The following is a 16484-nucleotide window of genomic DNA, read 5'->3' on the forward strand; positions in this document are numbered from 1 at the left end:
TAACCCCCCCATGCCCCCCCTTGAACAAAGGGGGGGATTGCCGTTGGCCATTGAGCACCAAAGGAACTTTCCCCCCCTTAACAAGGGGGGGCTTGGGGGGGGTGGTTTTCATCCTCCTTTGTGAAACCTCCGTTTCATGACGGTTCATCCGAAAATCTCCTCCGGCGGGGTAAGAAAACCCCGCCTATCCACACAGAGATTGAGGATAGGCGGGACTTTCTTGTCCCGCTGATTTTCATGGCCCTTTGTGAACCCTGGTTCATGGGGGTTCATCAGAAAATCTCCATAGCTCACCCTCCCCCTAACCCCCTCCCGTCAAGGGAGGGGGAATAATCTCAGCCTCCCTCTCCCCCGGCGGGAGAGGGTCCGGGTGAGGGGGCCTCATTTTCGTGGTTTACAAACAATCCAAATGGGTTTAACATGATAGACGTTCTCTAAAATATAAAGGTTAAACACAGGTGTTTATAATCATTTCTCTAATCTTTCTTCCCTTTTTTCTTTTATGGCCGGACAATGTATATGCATGGGGGCCGGCGACCCATCTTCAGCTCGGATGGCATATCCTGAGCAGTCCCTCGCTGATTGCTGCACCTGTTAAAATACTGCTTGAAACTTATCCATACGATTATCTTTACGGTTGTATCAGCGCTGATATTGTAGTCGGAAAAAAGTTTACAAGGGCATTGAATCATTGTCATAACTGGCGTATTGGATTTAATGTGCTGGAACAGGCGGGAAGTCCTTCCCAGAAGGCGTTTGCTTTTGGCTATCTGAGTCACCTTGCGGCTGATACTATTTCTCACAATTATTTTGTCCCTGAGAAGATGGTAACAACATATTCAACGCGTCTTCTGCGTCATGTTTATTGGGAGATGCGTTTTGATGCATTGGCTGACAGGGTTGTGTGGGAACTTCCTTATAATATTATGAAGGATGTTCACAAGGATAATGACCCGCTCCTTGAGAGTGTGCTTGATAATAATCTGCTGTCATTCAGTACCAATAAGACGATATTTAACAATGTCCTTCTGATAAGCCGTATGGAACACTGGCACAAGATGATTAACAGACTGTCATCATATTCAAAGTGGATTCTGCATAAGGAAGATGTTGAGATGTATTATCAGAGGTCATTAGGTGCTGTGATTGATATTATATGCAACGGAGAAAAGGCGTTATGTCTCAGGGAAGACCCTGCCGGCAGGAAAAATCTTGCTCTTGCAAAACGTGTCCGCAGGAGGCTCAAATTCAGGAAAATGGCCGGGATGAGTGTTAAATTGCCGGCACTTCCATTTATCAGGGAGGCAGAATATCCAGAAAAGAAGATTCGGAAAGACAGGGCTTAATATCTCTGTCCTCACTTACGGGGCAATGCAGTTGCCGGAAGTCCCGGAAGAACAAGCCGCTGCTGTTGTTCACAAGGCTATGGCCAATGGAATCAACCACTATGAGACTGCACGCGGTTATGAAAATAGTGAGGAGATATTGGGAAGGGCCTTGCATGGTTTTGACCGTTCGGATTTTTATCTCACCACAAAGATTACCCCCAAACATTATCAGAATTACATGAAGTATATAGTAGAATCTTTAAGCAGGCTTCAGGTTGATTATATAGATAATTTTGATATACACGGCATTAATACTGAAGAGCAGATTGAGCAGACCTTCAGAAAAGGCGGGGCATTGGATGCTGTTCGTCAGGCAATGTCAGAGGGGCTGATAAGGCATGTGGGTTTCTCATCACATGGAGGTCTTGATCTGATATTAAAGGTAATTGATACCGGAGAGTTCGAATCAGTCAATATCCATTATTATTATTTTAATCAACGGAATTCCCCTGTTTTGCAAAAGGCAGCAGAAAAGGATATGGGGGTACTGATAATTTCACCGACAGATAAGGGAGGACAGCTCCACAGGCCGCCTGAACTTTTATTGAAGCTGACTGCCCCGTACCATCCAATTACTATTAATCACAGGTTCTGTCTATCTCATAAAGAGATTACAACTGTGACAGTAGGTGCTGCACATCCTGATGAATTTGAACCGCACATAAAGGCGGTTGAACCCGATGAGCCGCGGGGGGGGGCTTCCCCCCCTTAGTTTAAGGGGGGGCATGGGGGGGTTATCTTCGTCAGAACAGGAGATTATCAGCAGGCTCGACAGTCAGTATAAAATACTTGGAAATACTCTTTGCACCTTGTGTCATAAATGTCTTCCATGCCCTGCAGGAATAAATATCCCTGAGGTGTTGAGGCTGAGGAATCTTTCAAAGGCTTTTGATATGGTTGAATTCGGGAGATACAGGTATAAGATGTTCGGAAATGCTGACCACTGGTTTGGAGGTATGAAGGCTGTGAGTTGTACAAGGTGTAATGAATGTCTGCCCCGTTGCCCTGAGAATCTGAGGATACCCGACCTTCTGTTTGAGACACATGAGATGCTCTATTTTGAAGAAGGTAAGAGGAAGTGGAAAGATTGAAAACGGTTATGATATAATTCAGCCGCCTAAGTTTATTCCCTCCCCTTCAAGGGGAGGGTTAGGGTGGGGATGGGGTTATTTTCAGATAAACAAAGGAGAATGACATCTATTGATGCATCGTACAATAAAAATCAGGATAAAGGAAAATATTGATCCGCATGTCCTCTTTGGAAGCGGTGATGTAAATCTGCGGAAGATAGAGGAACTCATAGGCATAAGGGTAATAGCGAGGGGGACTGATGTTATTCTGGAAGGTCCTCAGGAAAAGATAAAGGTCGGGGAGAGGGTGATTACGGACCTCGAAACCCTCTTAATGGACGGTTATAGTATCCGTGTTGATGATATAGAGTATCTGATCAGGAAAACCTCTGAAGATTTGGGTTTTAATCTGAAGGAGGCATTCAATGACGCAATATCAATCCCTTCAAAGAAGAAGATAATAATGCCCAAGTCCCCTGCTCAGGGAGATTATATTAAGGCAATAAGGGAATTTGATATTGTTATCGGGATAGGTCCTGCCGGGACAGGAAAGACTTATCTTGCCATGGGAATGGCCGTATCCGCCCTTCTGAAGAAAGAGGTAAACCGCATCATACTTGCAAGGCCCGCTGTAGAGGCTGGTGAGAAACTCGGGTTCCTACCGGGTGATATGTATGAAAAGGTTAACCCTTACCTGCGGCCCTTGTATGACGCCCTTTATGACATGATGGAAACCGAAAAGGCAAACAGGCTGATTGAACGCGGGGATATAGAGATAGCTCCTCTGGCTTTTATGCGGGGAAGGACACTGAATGATTCATTTATAATATTAGATGAGGCACAGAATGCAACATCTGAACAGATGAAGATGTTTCTTACAAGGCTTGGATTTAATTCCAAGGTAGTTGTTACAGGTGATATTACGCAGGTTGATCTGCCTGCAGAAAAGATCTCCGGTCTGATAGAGATTCAGGGGATACTCTCCGGCATACGCGGGATAAAGTTCAGCTACTTTACAGAGAAGGACGTTGTCAGGCACAAACTGGTTCAGGATATTGTAAAGGCGTATGAGATTTTTCTGGCGAAAGGGAAGAGGAGCAGAGGCAAGAAGTAAGATGTTAGAAGTTAGAAGAAAGATGTTGAACCGAATCCCCTCCCCTTCAAGGGGAGGGTTAGGGTGGGGATGGGGTTGTTCGTGAATATCGAAATAAAGAATCAACAGAAAAAGTACAGTGTAAATCAGAGGTTTATTAAAACAAACGCTGAGACTATATTGTCCCTGTGCAGGCTGAAGAATGTTGAATTGAGCATCCTGATTGTAAATAACAGGAGGATGAGGGCGATTAACAGGCAATACAGGGGGAAGAATAGTTCTACGGATGTGCTTTCGTTTCCGATGAATGAAGTGCCCCCTCCCCTTAATCCCATCCATCCGGTATTGCTTGGCGATATAGTAATCTCCATGGAGAAGACACATAAGCAGGCAAAAGAACAGGGACACTCCCCTTCAAAGGAGCTTTTATTACTGCTTACACACGGGATATTGCATCTGACAGGCTACGACCATGAATTATCTCCTGCTGAGGAACGCAGGATGCGGAAGAAGGAAAACATGATACTTGCAAAGTTGACAGAAGAAAAAATAAGCAAAGGTAAGCTGCAGATGGCGGAAGGATGAAGTAAGAAGTTAGAAAAGGCTGAAGATTGAAGGTAGAAGTAAGTGGTTAGATTGCTTTGATGTGTAAAGAAAGGATGATTAAAGCCCCACCCTCACCTTAATCCTCTCCCTGAGGGAGAGGAAATTTCCCTCCCCTTCAAGGGGAGGGTTAGGGTGGGGATGGGGTTATTCCCGGATGAAGCCGCGTAATTTTGTAGAAAGTGCCAATCTGGCAATGGAAGGTATTTTGTATGTAGCTAAGACCCAGAAGCACATGAGGTATCACCTCTGGGCAGCGGGGATGGCTATAATAGTGAGCCTTCTATTTGGTGTTACCCGTCTTGAATTTCTGATTTTGAGTTTTATTATTTTACTGGTATTACTGGCGGAAATGATAAATACAGCAGTTGAAACTATTGTTGATATTATTTCGCCGGACTATCATGAACTTGCAAAGGCAGCCAAAGATGTTGCAGCCGGTGCTGTTTTCTTAGTATCAGTGGGGGCGGTTATTACAGGTTATCTTATTCTGTTTCCTTATATAAAGTACCCTTTTCCTGCTGCTATTGCTTATGTAAGAGATGCCTCTGAACACCTGACATTGATCAGTATTATCCTTGTTGTGATAGCTGTGATACTTTTAAAATCATACAGCAGTAAGGGGAGGCCTTTTTATGGCGGATTTCCAAGCGGACATGCGGCTGTCTCATTTTCAATAAGCACGGCAACGGCATTTCTGACACAAAACGCGCTTATAAGTATACTGACATTTATTCTCGCTTTAATGGTAGCATCAAGCAGGGTAACACTGGGAATCCATTCAATGCGGGAGATAGTAATCGGGGCAATATTAGGGATCGTGATAACAGTTTTATTATTTCAGATATTTGGATGAACCTCCATAAGCAGGGTGCTCACAAATGGCAATGAAAACCCCACCCTCACCCGGACCCTCTCCCTGAGGGAGAGGGTGCTAAGTTTATTCCCTCCCCTTCAAGGGGAGGGTTAGGGTGGGGATGGGGTTATTTTCGAGAAAGGGATTATGGGCTTTTTTTCAAAACTAAGTGAAAAACTTTTCAATACAAAAGCAAAACTTGTAGGAAATATTGATAACCTCTTCTCAAGGTTCAAGAAGGTTGACACTGCTACGTTGGAGGAGCTGGAAGAGATATTAATCTCAGCAGATACCGGCGCATCAGTGGCAGAAAAACTGATAGATAAGGTAAAGAAAGAGAGAGGTAACAGCCCTGAAGAGGTGAAGAATATATTAAAGCAGGGGATGCTTGATATATTGAGTTCACATGAAGGCTCTCTGAATCTCAGGGATGCAAGGCCTGATGTAATAGTAATTGTAGGTGTGAACGGTACAGGTAAGACGACAACAATAGGAAAGTTATCCGATAAACTGAGGCGTGAAGGCAGAAAGGTAATAATTGCCGCGGCAGATACATTCAGGGCAGCGGCTATTGAACAGCTTATAATATGGGGAGAGCGGAGCGGTGCAAGCGTAATAAGACACTCAGACGGCTCTGACCCTGCAGCAGTAGTCTTTGACGCACTTGCAGCAGCAAAATCCAGAGGTGCGGATGTCCTTATTGTTGATACTGCCGGAAGACTTCATACCAAGGTTAACCTTATGGATGAGTTGAAAAAGATCCGCAGGATACTTGAAAGGGAACACCCCGGCAGCCCTCATGAAGTTCTACTCGTCCTTGATGCCACAGCCGGACAGAACTCACTCATGCAGGCAAAAACATTCAGCAAGGATATAGGTCTGACTGGAATAGTATTAACAAAACTGGATGGTACGGCCAAGGGCGGGATAATTTTGAGCATTGCAGAAGAACTTCAGATACCGGTCAAGATGATCGGCGTCGGCGAGGGCATTGATGACCTCAGGGATTTCAATGCCCGCGAATTTGCTGATGCATTGTTTGATGTTACTTAGCCTGCAGCAGAGTATCTATTATTTGTTTAAATGCAGAATAAGGTCTTGCACCTACAATCCTTTGTCCGGTAAACTCCTTTCCCTTGAGCGGCGCCTTTCCAATGAAGAATGTCGGTGTTCCTGATACACCGGCCTTTCTTCCGTCATCAATATCTTTATTTACCTCACCGGTATATTTACCGCTGTCCAGACACGAATTAAACGAATCAGCAGATAGCCCTATTTCTAATGCATACTTCTTCAGGTCATCTACCTGTATAGTGCTCTGGTTATCAAATATCTTATCGTGCATCTCGCGATACTTCCCCTGCTCTCCGGCGCATTGTGCAGCCTCAGCAGCCTTAGGCGCCTGTTTGTGGAATTCCAGAGGGAAGTCCCTGAATACATACTTGATTTTGCCGGTTTTTATATAGTCCTTATCCAGCTCAGACAGGGTATTTTTATAATACCTCTTACAGAATGGACACTGATAATCTGAAAACTCTAATACAACAACAGGCGCATCACTATTGCCCCAGACTGTGTCATCGTCCATGCTGACTGTTACCTCCGGCGTCTCCTGTTGAGGTTCTTCAGGTTTTGCTGTGACTGCTTTCGCCTTAATGGCATCAACGTCTTTTCTTAATTCCTGTACCTCTTTTTTTAATGCATTGACTTCCTCTTTAAGTTCCTCCTGAAGTTTGCTGTTTTTTCCCGACGATACCCCTGCCTCAGCAGGACCAAAAGGCAATATAACCCATACTGAAATAATAAACAAAAAGGCACAAACAATTGCAGTCTTATTTTTCATAACGATCTCCCTGTGTGTTGATAATCAAATAAACTCATATAACATTCGAGAACCCCGCCTGTAAGGACAACAGAAACTATATCGGGGTCAAACTGCCTGCCTGACATTGACGATATCTCTCTTCTAACATGGTCCATTGCAAGGGCTGAGCGGTAGGGGCGGTTACATAACATTGCATCAACGGCATCGGCTATTGATACAAGTCTTGCACATAGCGGTATATCTGTACCTTTAAGCCCTTCCGGAAATCCTGTTCCATCATACCTTTCATGGTGATACAGAACAACCGGTACCATTTCATGGAGGAATTCTACTGATGAAATTATCTTTGAACCAATAATGGGGTGTTTCTTTATCTCTTCCAGTTCAAACCGGTCCAGAGACCCTTGTTTCCTGAGAATATTTCCTTCTATTCCTATCTTTCCTATATCGTGAATAAGTGCCGCCTGTTCTAACGGCAATAACTGTTCATTAGGGATCCCGATTCTTTCTGCAAGGAATGCGGAAAACTTTGATACCCTTTCCGAGTGTCCTCTTGTATATTGGTCTTTGGCATCAATAGCTGCTAACAATGCAGATACAGTGCTTTTGTAGTGATTCTCAATATTATGTTTTGCGTTTTCTATCTCTTTTGTCAGCTCATTGGTTGCAAGCTGGAGTTTTCTTATCTCAAGCCTTGTTTTTAAATACTCGCCTCTTTTTGCAATCCCTTTTTCTACAGTCATAATGACATCTTTATGGTCAAATGGTTTTATCATGTAGTCTAATGCCCCGTACTGGAGGGCCCCTCTTGCGGTCTCTAAACTTGCGTAAGCAGTCATCAGGATAACCTCAATCTCCGGCTTTATCTCTTTTATCTGCCTGAGTAAATGCAGTCCATCCATGCCTGCCATCTTAATGTCAATTATTGCTACGTCAAAGGTTCTTACTTTTATATATTCCAGTGCCCGGATACCGTTCTCTGCAGTTACTACATCATATCTGTTCTTGAGAATCATCCGGAGGGCCTCTCTTGGGCCTTTCTCATCATCCACAACGAGTAAACTGCTTTTTTCCTCCATCTAAACCTCCTTGTAAGTCAGAATTATGTTTTTAGTGTAAACTCACGCCATCCTTAGCTGTTTAACGAGTTATCACAGGAAGCAGTACTGAGATAATAGTTCCCTGATTCGGATTACTGTTGATATTTATTTTTCCTCTATGATCTTCAATTATCTTTTGGCTTAATGGGAACCCCAGCCATACCTCTCTTAATGATGATGTGTAGAATGGATCAAAAATCCTTTCCAGGTCTGCCTTGGGTATGACCCGCATATTATCTTTTATTGTCACAGTTATAGTATCATCTTTTTGAAAAGATTCAATACCTATTGTGAGTGTCCCGTCCGGGGATATTGAATTAAAACAATTCTGCAGTATATATGAAAATGCCTTGCCCAACTGGATATAATCGGCCTTAACTTTAAAGACACCCTTCTTATAATTTTTGATCAGGCGGATGTCTGATATTTTATAATCAGTTATAACCGATTCAAGGCACTTGTCCATAATATCGCCGATATCCAGTGTCTCAAATTTATACTCTATCGGATTAACAAAGGCAACTAATTTTTCTATAAGATTATTTAATTTATCAACTTCTTCAACGACTGTGTTATAAAAAAAGTCCTGGAATTCAGGGTCATTGAACCGCTCCTTCAGCAATTGTGTAAATGTTCTTACAGCAACAAGGGGGTTTCTTAATTCATGGGCCATCCTCCCTGCAAGGCTGTTTAACGTCTGCAGGGTATCCCCCTTTTTCTTCTCCTTGTTTAATTCCTTCCTTGCAGAAATATCGTCTAAAAGTAATACCCCGCCTATAAGTTCACCTTTCATGCCGTATAATCCATAAGAATCTACTTCAAGGGCTATACCCTCTTTCTCAAGAATAATCTCTTTCTTACTGGAGGTATTCCCCTGTTTCATGGTTTCACTCATCAGACTGCTCAGGTTACTCAAATGTTCAGGTAACGATATAATAGATTTACCGACCATATCCCTGCCGGTCAGATTTAATATCTCTTCTGCCCTCGGATTAAATATGATGATTCGTTCCCTGTCATCCACTGTGATGACGCCGCTTCCCATCTTTTCGAGTATCTTCTGAATATATTCTTTTTGATAACATACCTTGTTATAGTTATAGATATCATGCAGTGTCTTGCCGAAATAGTTTGAGAGGACAAATAATTTTTCAAGCTCTTGCCTTGTGTATGATTCACCGGTTATCTTGTAATCAAGATTTAAGATGCAGATAAGCTTCCCCTCATACATCACCGGAATACTTATAATTGCCTGAAGTATCTCCATCTCGTTCAGTGCGCGTTCAAATATGTTGGTATGACCGATGTCCTCTTCTGAGTTGTCTCTTCTTAATATCCTGCCCCTTGCAGAAAGCCATAACACCATTCCGCTGTCGGAAGAGAGTGAGACACGGGAGGTAATGTCAGGATGCAGACCCCTGAATGCCTTAATCCTGAATGTATCCTCTTCCGGGTCAAACAAGAGTATAGAGGCACGGCTTACGGCCAGCACATCCATCACGCCGTCAAGAAAGAGATTGGTTAGTTTATCGAGGTCAAAGCTTGCTGTAAATGTCCTTGCAAGGGCAACTGCCTTTTCGAGTGGTTCAAATGATGACATTATATTTTTTTCCGGAACCATATAACGTTCCGGATATATATTCGGAGAAAACCTCTTATGTCTGAGCTTTTCTGATAATTTATGACGATGCAGGATATTGCTTACCTCTTTAGAAATTACCTGAGGTAAAAGCGGGGTGTATAATACTTCATGGAAAATGCTGTGATATTCCAGTCCTTCTTTTGATATTTCAGGAGGTAGGATTCCCAGCCAGATTAAACCGGGGATGTGTGCATATCTTTTAAGCCATAAAGATATCTTGTCTGATATGGTTATATCTACTGCTATTATATAAACCTGTTCAGTCAGTATAAGGTCAGCCCCTTTATCAAGGCTGTCTGTTGCAAGGACGATATATTCATCCGACACGCTTGACTCAAAACGATTGATTATCTCATTTGAGGATGTTAACAGTAACAGTATCTTCAAGAGGTCTCCGGTTCCAGTATGTCAATAGGATGTGCTAGTAGCTCACCCTCCCCCTGACCCTCTCCCGTCAAGGGAGAGGGAATAATGTTTGTCTCCTCTCCCTCAGGGAGAGGATTAAGGTGAGGGTGGGGTTTCTCGCCAGACGTAATCAAAGGTATCTGAGGAGCTGTTGGGAATTTTGCAGGGAACGCAATAGTTACGGAAGTCCCCTTATTATAAACACTCTCTATGTGTATCTTTCCCTGATGTTGTTCCACTATCCTTTTGCATATTGACAGGCCGAGGCCGGTTCCGGAATCTTTTGTAGTAAAGAAGGGTTCAAACAGGTGTTGCTTATCCTCCTCCTGAATACCTGCGCCTGTATCCGTTATCTTCAGTATAACCTTTTCACCGTCAATAATATCCTCACCCCTCATAGTTTCCACTACAATTTCACCGCCTTCAGGCATTGCCTCCATAGCGTTTATAAAAATATTCAGGGCTACCTGCTTTAATTGTGAACGGTCTGCGTGAATAAGCGGGAAATGTTCAACAAATCTCTTTTTAACAGTTATATTTTTCTTTGCAAACTGGTACGACAGCATTGAAATCATATAGTCCACAAAACTTTCCATATCCAATGGGTCAAATTTGGGTTCCGAAGATTTTGCGAATTCAAGAAGGTCAGAGACTATATTGCTTATTCTTTCCACTTCATCTATGGCTATGTTAGTAAAATGGTTTCTGAATTCAGGGTCATCAAATTTTTCCGGAAGTAACTGAACCAGTGTTTTTATTGAGACAAGCGGATTTTTTAACTCGTGGGCAAGTCCTGCGGCAATAGTCCCGAGGGATGCAAGCTTCTCCGCCATCTCTTTTTTAACGAGTATTTCATTGTAATAGGCACTTATCTTCTTAATCTCTTCCTTTGATTTTATTATGCTGATTCTGGAGGAGGCGTAATTTACTATTATTGATAAACAGTCTTTGTGAGATGTGTCTTCACTCGACAATGACCCCATCCCCACTCTGACCCTCCCCAATTCAGTGTCGGGGAGGGAAATTTCCTCTCCCTCAGGGAGAGGATTAAGGTGAGGGTGGGGTTTTTCATCAGCATCCTTTAATAACAATGCGGCAATAATTGTGTTGTCTGTCTTAAAAGGGACAACCTTAGTTACCCGGATATTAAATTCATTTGCAAAATATTCCTGTAATTCCCGATTGATTGTAAAGTCCTCTTCTGATATATATCCACAAATGTCGAACGGCAGATGGCAACTCTTTGAATCATCAAAGACCCATGTGTCTCCAACAATTTTCCTTATTACATGCCCGGACTCGAACCTGCAATGTGATAAGCATAAATTAAGTACATAACTAAGTACCTGAGTGTCCTCGTTCAGGCAAGATATTTCTTCAATGCCCTGTTTCAGGAGGGAAAGGATATCAGCAGTTGTTTTAATGGTTTCCAAAAAGTACCACCCTGTTTTTTCCAAGACCCTTTGCCTTATAAAGTGCCCTGTCAGCGTTATTTATTAGTTCTTCTATTGTAGATGCATCCTTTGGATACGATGCAATTCCGAGGCTTACAGTAATCCCGGCTATCTTTCCAAGCCCCCTGACAGGAAAGGCCATCCTATCTATTTCATCTCTGATACGATTACCGATTACCATGGCGTCTTCTTTATTTGTTGTAGGTAAGATTACAGCGAATTCTTCCCCTCCGTATCTTGCGGCAATATCAATAATTCTGATGCACCCTCTGATGCCGAGTGCAGTATTTCTTAACGCCTCATCCCCATAAAGATGTCCATAAGTGTCATTGAAGTCCTTGAAATTATCAATGTCTATAATAATAAGGGAAAAAGGATGGTCATGCCTTCTTGAACGTTCCAGCTCCTCAGCTATCCTTTCTTCAAAATATCTCCTGTTAAGAAGGGTGGTTAAGGGGTCTGTAATGGATATCTTTTTCAGGTTTATAGAACTCTGATAGTAGATCCTTCTTTCAATTGCCACAGCAGAATATAGGGCAACGGTCTCAAGGAGTTTAATATCCATATTTGAGAAATCAGTCCCGTCTTTTTTATCAGACAGGTTCAGGACACCGATGCTCTTGTCTTTTATCCTGATGGGAAGGCTGATGAATGATTTGGTCTTATATCTTACACGGTTCGGCCTTGAAAACCTTTCATCATTTTCAATATTGCTGACCACAAGAGGTGTCCCTTTCTCCATCACAATACCGGCAATGCCTTCTCCGGGATTTATCCTTATGTAGTTAAGGATTGCAATGTTAAGGCCCTTTGTTGCTTTAACCTCAAGAGCCATCCTGTCCTTATCGAGGAGCATCAGGGAACCCTGCTCAGCACCTACAACCTCTGCTGCATTTTCCAGTATTGCCTCACATAATTCCGGAGAGTCAATATTTGATGCAATTGAATTGAGTGCCTGTAATATCTCAAGCCCTCTTCTTGTAAAATTCTCACGCTTGGAAAAATAGTTACGGTTTTGGAATGAGAGTGATATTGTACTGCAAAAAGACCTTATAAGGTCATCCTCCTCTTTTGGAAGGATGGTGTTTAATATTACAATTAAACCCTCCACCCTGCTCCCTATACTGATAGGAAATATTTTTACAGAAGTGACGTCATTTGGGAAACCTGACTTTAGTATATTGAAGACATCTGTGGAAGATATTGCCTCGTTCCTTTCAGCCGCTTCACCGGCAAGCCCCTTGCCAATCTCTGCCTTAAATCCTGATAAACCTTCAATTTTGGTACCAAAGACCTGAGCTGTCTTGAATTCAGAACCATCCCTTACCATTATCATCGCAGACTTTACATTAAATAAGACACCAAGGGTGTTTAGGATAGTCGTGAAAAACTCTTTGTCCTCTGAAGCAGAACCTGCATTCACAGCCACCTTAATTATTGTATCTAATTTAGATGCCCTGTGATCAATGATTTTCTGTTTGCCGACACTTTGAAGAAAAATGTTTGTTGCAGATTTTATTGCCTCTACTGAGGTCTTAAATGTTTCCATATCCTTAAAGGATACACTCTTTGCAATATTAATTATGCGGTCTTTCTCACATCCTAACTTTTCTGCAATGTCCCTGTATCCGGCAAGGTCATTATATGATGAAAAAATCCTCCCACCTAAGATAGCCCTCTTTTTTTCATGGTCTCCGTTATAGAAGACAGGTATGGCAACATTGCTTAAATTGGCATAGCACTTAAAGTATACTGCCTCCTTTTTATTAAAGGCCTGAACCAGCGGTAATGTGCAATCCTGCTCACAGAATGCCTTTCCGGCAGTCTGTTCCTGCAGGAGTTTACACAACTGGCTTTCATGTTTCTGAGATGCAATGTACTTGTCTTCTTTAAAAGTCAGAAGTGTTAAACCGGATATCTTTGATAAGGCATCCGTCCACTTTGATGGCAGTTCTTCGTTGTATTCTGTAATATCCATTTTGATGTTTAAAAATAAAATAGAATCTAATATAACAAATTTATCTCTTTCTTGCCATGAAATAATTTTAGTTTTTTGAATGTTGGATTACAGAATTTAATTAGCAAGATTAGTGCCATCACTTGGTTGACAAATTATATTCAGATGGCCTAAAGTAGGGAACAGTAGAAAGCAGAGGTCAGAGGCAAGACAGTGAATAGTGAATAGTGAATAGTGAATAGCTCCCCTCCCTTAAGTTCCCTCCCCTTCAAGGGGAGGGTCAGGGTGGGGATGGGGTTATTTTCGGATGAAAGGGAGATTTTGATGCTTAAAAATGATAGTTTTTTAAAAGCATGCCGCAAAGAGCAGGGTGATTTTACCCCTGTATGGATCATGAGACAGGCAGGCCGATATTTGAAAGAGTACAGGGCAATAAGGGATAAGGTAGATTTCCTTACAATGTGCAAGACACCAGATCTTGTGGCTGAGGTGACACTTCAGCCGGTAGATATACTTGGTGTAGATGCAGCAATCCTGTTCTCTGATATACTCATACCGGTTGAGGCAATGGGAATGAAGGTCACTTTCACTGAAAAGAGGGGGCCTGTTTTTGCTAATCCAATAAGGACTGAACAGCAGGCTGACAAGCTTACTCTGCTTGATGATATAACATCAGAAGAGAGGATGCCTTTTATGAGAGCAGCGATAAGGCTTATTTTACAATCCTTTGATAGAAGGGTTCCGCTTATCGGTTTTTCAGGTGCACCGTTTACACTTGCAACGTATATGATTGAGGGAGAGACCAGTAAGAACTTTACATGGATCAAACGGATGATGTATAGCAATCCACCCTTTTTACATAACCTACTGAGTAAAATTGCTACAGTTGTTACCCACTACCTTAAATTACAGATTAATGCCGGTGTTCATGCAGTTCAACTATTTGATACCTGGGCAGGCTCACTTTCCCCTGATGATTATAAAGAGTTTGCACTCCCTTATGTGCAAAAAGTAATCAGTAATGTAAGTAATATGGGAGTTCCGGTAATCCTTTATGCAAACGGCGTAAGCAGTATCTTAGAGCTTATGTGCAGTTCCTCTCCGGATGTTATAGGAATTGACTGGAGGGTAGACATTGGGGAAGCAAGGAGAAGGGTTGGCGATAAGGTTGCGCTCCAGGGAAATTTAGACCCCTGTGTCCTGTACGCAGAACCGACGGTAATCAAGAGATATGTAAAGGATATTCTGGAAAAGTACGGTAATGGCCCTGGCCACATCTTCAACCTCGGACACGGGATACTTCCTGACACACCGGTTGAACATGCAAAGGCACTTGTGGAGATGGTGCATGAGGAAAGCAGTAAATAGTGAATAGTGAATAGTAAGCAGATTAAAGACAGAAGTTAGAAGCAAGAAGAAAATTCCCCCTCCCTTGACGGGAAGGGGGTTCATTTTTATTCCCTCCCCCTTGACGGGGGAGGGTCAGGGTGGGGGTGAGCTATGGAGATGTTCCTTTGAAAGGTGATAGATCATGAGTATTAATAATCAACCACATAAGATGACCATTAGCGTTGAGACGCTGTTAAAGTATGATAAGCCGGGGCCGCGTTATACGAGTTACCCTACTGCTCCTGTATGGGCAGAGGATTTTGGGCCTGATAATTTTAAGGCAGAGGTTATAAAAACAAACAGCGGGAAGGAACTTGCCCCGCTCTCTTTATATTTTCATTTACCGTTCTGCTTTTCCCTCTGTTTTTACTGTGGATGTAATTCCATAATAACAAAGGACAGGACCCGTTCTTTTGAGTATCTTTCTTACATAAAGAAAGAGATGGATAATATTGCCCAATACATTTCTAAAGACCGGAAGGTGGTTCAACTGCACTGGGGCGGCGGAAGCCCTGATTTCTTATGTGCCTCAGAGATGGAGATGCTGTATTCCTGGATAACAAGCCACTTTACTATCAGCGAGGATGCTGAAATAGGTGTTGAACTGGATCCGAGGGAGACTAAGCGTGAACATGTAGAGGTACTGAAAAAACTCGGATTTAACCGCATAAGCATGGGGGTGCAGGACTTTGACCCGATAGTCCAGAAGGCAGTCAACAGGATACAGCCGGAAGGTATGACAAGAAGGCTTGTGAACTGGTGCAGGGAACTCGGTTTTTACAGTGTTAATATAGACCTTATATATGGCCTGCCGAACCAGACCGTGGATTCAGTTAAAAGGACTGTTGATAAGATTATTGAGATTAATCCTGACCGGATTGCATTATTCAACTATGCACATGTCCCATGGATGAAGAAACATCAGTCAACAATCAAGGAGTGGATGCTTCCGACTGCAAAGGAAAAGATAGAGATATTAAAAAATGCAATAGAGAGGTTTACTGAGGCCGGATATGTCTACATTGGAATGGACCATTTTGCCAAACCGGATAATGAGTTGAACATAGCCCAGAAGGAAAAAACCCTCTATAGAAATTTTCAGGGGTATACAACAAAGGCCGGATGTGACCTGTACGGTTTCGGGATGACCTCCATTAGTATGGTGGGAAACTGTTACGGTCAGAATCAGAAGGAGATACAGGATTATTATTCTACTGTGGACGCCGGTAATATCCCGGTTTTCAGGGGGTATGAGTTAAACAGCGATGATGTATTGAGGAGACATATCATTACGCGATTGATGTGTGATTTTGAGCTAACCAAGTCTGATGTGGAGAAGCGTTTCGGTATTACATTTAATGAATATTTCAGTAAAGAATTAGAGCGCCTTGCACCATTAGCCGATGACGGTCTTTTAATACTGCACCCTGACAGAATTGAAATTACAGACTCAGGCCGCGTCCTCATAAGAAATATTGCGATGGTATTTGATGTCTATCTTGATAGGCCCGGTAAAGAGATGAAGTTTTCAAGAACAGTATGAAACGTCCCTGAGCGGGGCGCTCACAAAGGGAAATGAAAATAGTAAACAGTAAGCAGTGAGCAGTAAACAGGAAAGGCAGTCTTTATCTGCTAACTGCTTACCGCTTACTGCTTACTTGGGGTCATTTTCGGATGAACCCACATGAGCCTTCGGCTCACA

At 42.6% G+C, this 16484-nt stretch carries 13 protein-coding genes and 1 pseudogene; 8 read left to right on the plus strand and 6 right to left on the minus strand.

The features are described from left to right. Nucleotides 1–144: 144 nt before the first annotated feature. Complete coding sequence (locus HZA08_09100) at nt 145–294, minus strand: hypothetical protein (GenBank protein ID MBI5193581.1); 150 nt, start codon at nt 292–294, stop codon at nt 145–147. A 164-nt stretch (nt 295–458) separates the two neighbouring features. On the opposite strand from HZA08_09100, the gene HZA08_09105 reads away from it, so the two are divergent. From HZA08_09105 to ftsY, 6 genes and pseudogenes are all read left to right on the plus strand, one after another. Next, the gene (locus tag HZA08_09105) at nt 459–1346 is read left to right on the plus strand and encodes a zinc dependent phospholipase C family protein (GenBank protein MBI5193582.1); all 888 of its coding nucleotides are present in this window, start codon (nt 459–461) and stop codon (nt 1344–1346) included. Beyond that, nucleotides 1312–2479 (plus strand): annotated as a pseudogene (locus HZA08_09110) (aldo/keto reductase). Before HZA08_09105 ends, HZA08_09110 begins: the two are co-directional and overlap by 35 nt. A gap of 112 nt (nt 2480–2591) precedes the next feature. Then, on the plus strand, nt 2592–3572 hold the full coding sequence (locus HZA08_09115; protein MBI5193583.1) for a PhoH family protein: 981 nt from the start codon (nt 2592–2594) through the stop codon (nt 3570–3572). 69 nt (nt 3573–3641) lie between these two features. After that, nucleotides 3642–4136 (plus strand): rRNA maturation RNase YbeY, encoded by a 495-nt coding sequence (gene ybeY, locus HZA08_09120; GenBank protein ID MBI5193584.1) that lies wholly within the window; start codon nt 3642–3644, stop codon nt 4134–4136. A gap of 175 nt (nt 4137–4311) precedes the next feature. Beyond that, the gene (locus tag HZA08_09125; protein MBI5193585.1) at nt 4312–5010 is read left to right on the plus strand and encodes a diacylglycerol kinase; all 699 of its coding nucleotides are present in this window, start codon (nt 4312–4314) and stop codon (nt 5008–5010) included. A gap of 147 nt (nt 5011–5157) precedes the next feature. Next, nucleotides 5158–6063 carry a signal recognition particle-docking protein FtsY gene (gene ftsY, locus HZA08_09130; protein MBI5193586.1) on the plus strand — a complete coding sequence of 302 codons (906 nt, stop codon included), beginning with the start codon at nt 5158–5160 and terminating at the stop codon, nt 6061–6063. Here the strand turns inward: ftsY and HZA08_09135 are convergent. The 5 genes from HZA08_09135 to HZA08_09155 form a co-directional block, all read right to left on the minus strand. Continuing rightward, nucleotides 6056–6853, minus strand: a complete 798-nt coding sequence (locus tag HZA08_09135) for a thioredoxin domain-containing protein (GenBank protein MBI5193587.1) — start codon at nt 6851–6853, stop codon at nt 6056–6058. The two genes, ftsY and HZA08_09135, sit on opposite strands and share 8 nt — an antisense overlap. Then, on the minus strand, nt 6850–7914 hold the full coding sequence (locus HZA08_09140; GenBank protein ID MBI5193588.1) for a response regulator: 1065 nt from the start codon (nt 7912–7914) through the stop codon (nt 6850–6852). The genes HZA08_09135 and HZA08_09140 overlap by 4 nt, the downstream gene beginning before the upstream one ends. A gap of 61 nt (nt 7915–7975) precedes the next feature. Continuing rightward, nucleotides 7976–9964: a PAS domain-containing protein gene (locus tag HZA08_09145; GenBank protein ID MBI5193589.1), complete on the minus strand. Its 1989-nt coding sequence runs from the start codon at nt 9962–9964 to the stop codon at nt 7976–7978. Continuing rightward, the gene (locus tag HZA08_09150; protein MBI5193590.1) at nt 9961–11415 is read right to left on the minus strand and encodes a hypothetical protein; all 1455 of its coding nucleotides are present in this window, start codon (nt 11413–11415) and stop codon (nt 9961–9963) included. Before HZA08_09150 ends, HZA08_09145 begins: the two co-directional genes overlap by 4 nt. Then, on the minus strand, nt 11402–13414 hold the full coding sequence (locus HZA08_09155; protein MBI5193591.1) for a diguanylate cyclase: 2013 nt from the start codon (nt 13412–13414) through the stop codon (nt 11402–11404). The genes HZA08_09150 and HZA08_09155 overlap by 14 nt, the downstream gene beginning before the upstream one ends. 303 nt (nt 13415–13717) lie before the next feature. Here HZA08_09155 and hemE point away from each other — a divergent pair, with 303 nt between their 5' ends. Then, complete coding sequence (gene hemE / locus HZA08_09160; protein MBI5193592.1) at nt 13718–14761, plus strand: uroporphyrinogen decarboxylase; 1044 nt, start codon at nt 13718–13720, stop codon at nt 14759–14761. A 163-nt stretch (nt 14762–14924) separates the two neighbouring features. Continuing rightward, a complete protein-coding gene (gene hemN / locus HZA08_09165) occupies nt 14925–16325 on the plus strand; it encodes an oxygen-independent coproporphyrinogen III oxidase (GenBank protein ID MBI5193593.1) in 1401 nt (466 codons plus the stop codon). The last annotated feature ends 159 nt before the right edge of the window (nt 16326–16484 follow it).

It is taken from the genome of Nitrospirota bacterium (assembly GCA_016212215.1).
GTDB lineage: Bacteria > Nitrospirota > 9FT-COMBO-42-15 > HDB-SIOI813 > HDB-SIOI813 > JACRGV01.

What these genes read in the sequence shown, in the direction of transcription:
- HZA08_09115 (MBI5193583.1), top strand. Translation starts at nt 2,592, where the DNA reads ATGCATCGTACAATAAAAATCAGGATAAAGGAAAATATTGATCCGCAT.
- ybeY (MBI5193584.1), top strand. Translation starts at nt 3,642, where the DNA reads ATGGGGTTGTTCGTGAATATCGAAATAAAGAATCAACAGAAAAAGTAC.
- HZA08_09125 (MBI5193585.1), top strand. Translation starts at nt 4,312, where the DNA reads ATGAAGCCGCGTAATTTTGTAGAAAGTGCCAATCTGGCAATGGAAGGT.
- ftsY (MBI5193586.1), top strand. Translation starts at nt 5,158, where the DNA reads ATGGGCTTTTTTTCAAAACTAAGTGAAAAACTTTTCAATACAAAAGCA.
- HZA08_09135 (MBI5193587.1), bottom strand. Translation starts at nt 6,853, where the DNA reads ATGAAAAATAAGACTGCAATTGTTTGTGCCTTTTTGTTTATTATTTCA.
- HZA08_09140 (MBI5193588.1), bottom strand. Translation starts at nt 7,914, where the DNA reads ATGGAGGAAAAAAGCAGTTTACTCGTTGTGGATGATGAGAAAGGCCCA.
- HZA08_09155 (MBI5193591.1), bottom strand. Translation starts at nt 13,414, where the DNA reads ATGGATATTACAGAATACAACGAAGAACTGCCATCAAAGTGGACGGAT.
- hemE (MBI5193592.1), top strand. Translation starts at nt 13,718, where the DNA reads ATGCTTAAAAATGATAGTTTTTTAAAAGCATGCCGCAAAGAGCAGGGT.
- hemN (MBI5193593.1), top strand. Translation starts at nt 14,925, where the DNA reads ATGAGTATTAATAATCAACCACATAAGATGACCATTAGCGTTGAGACG.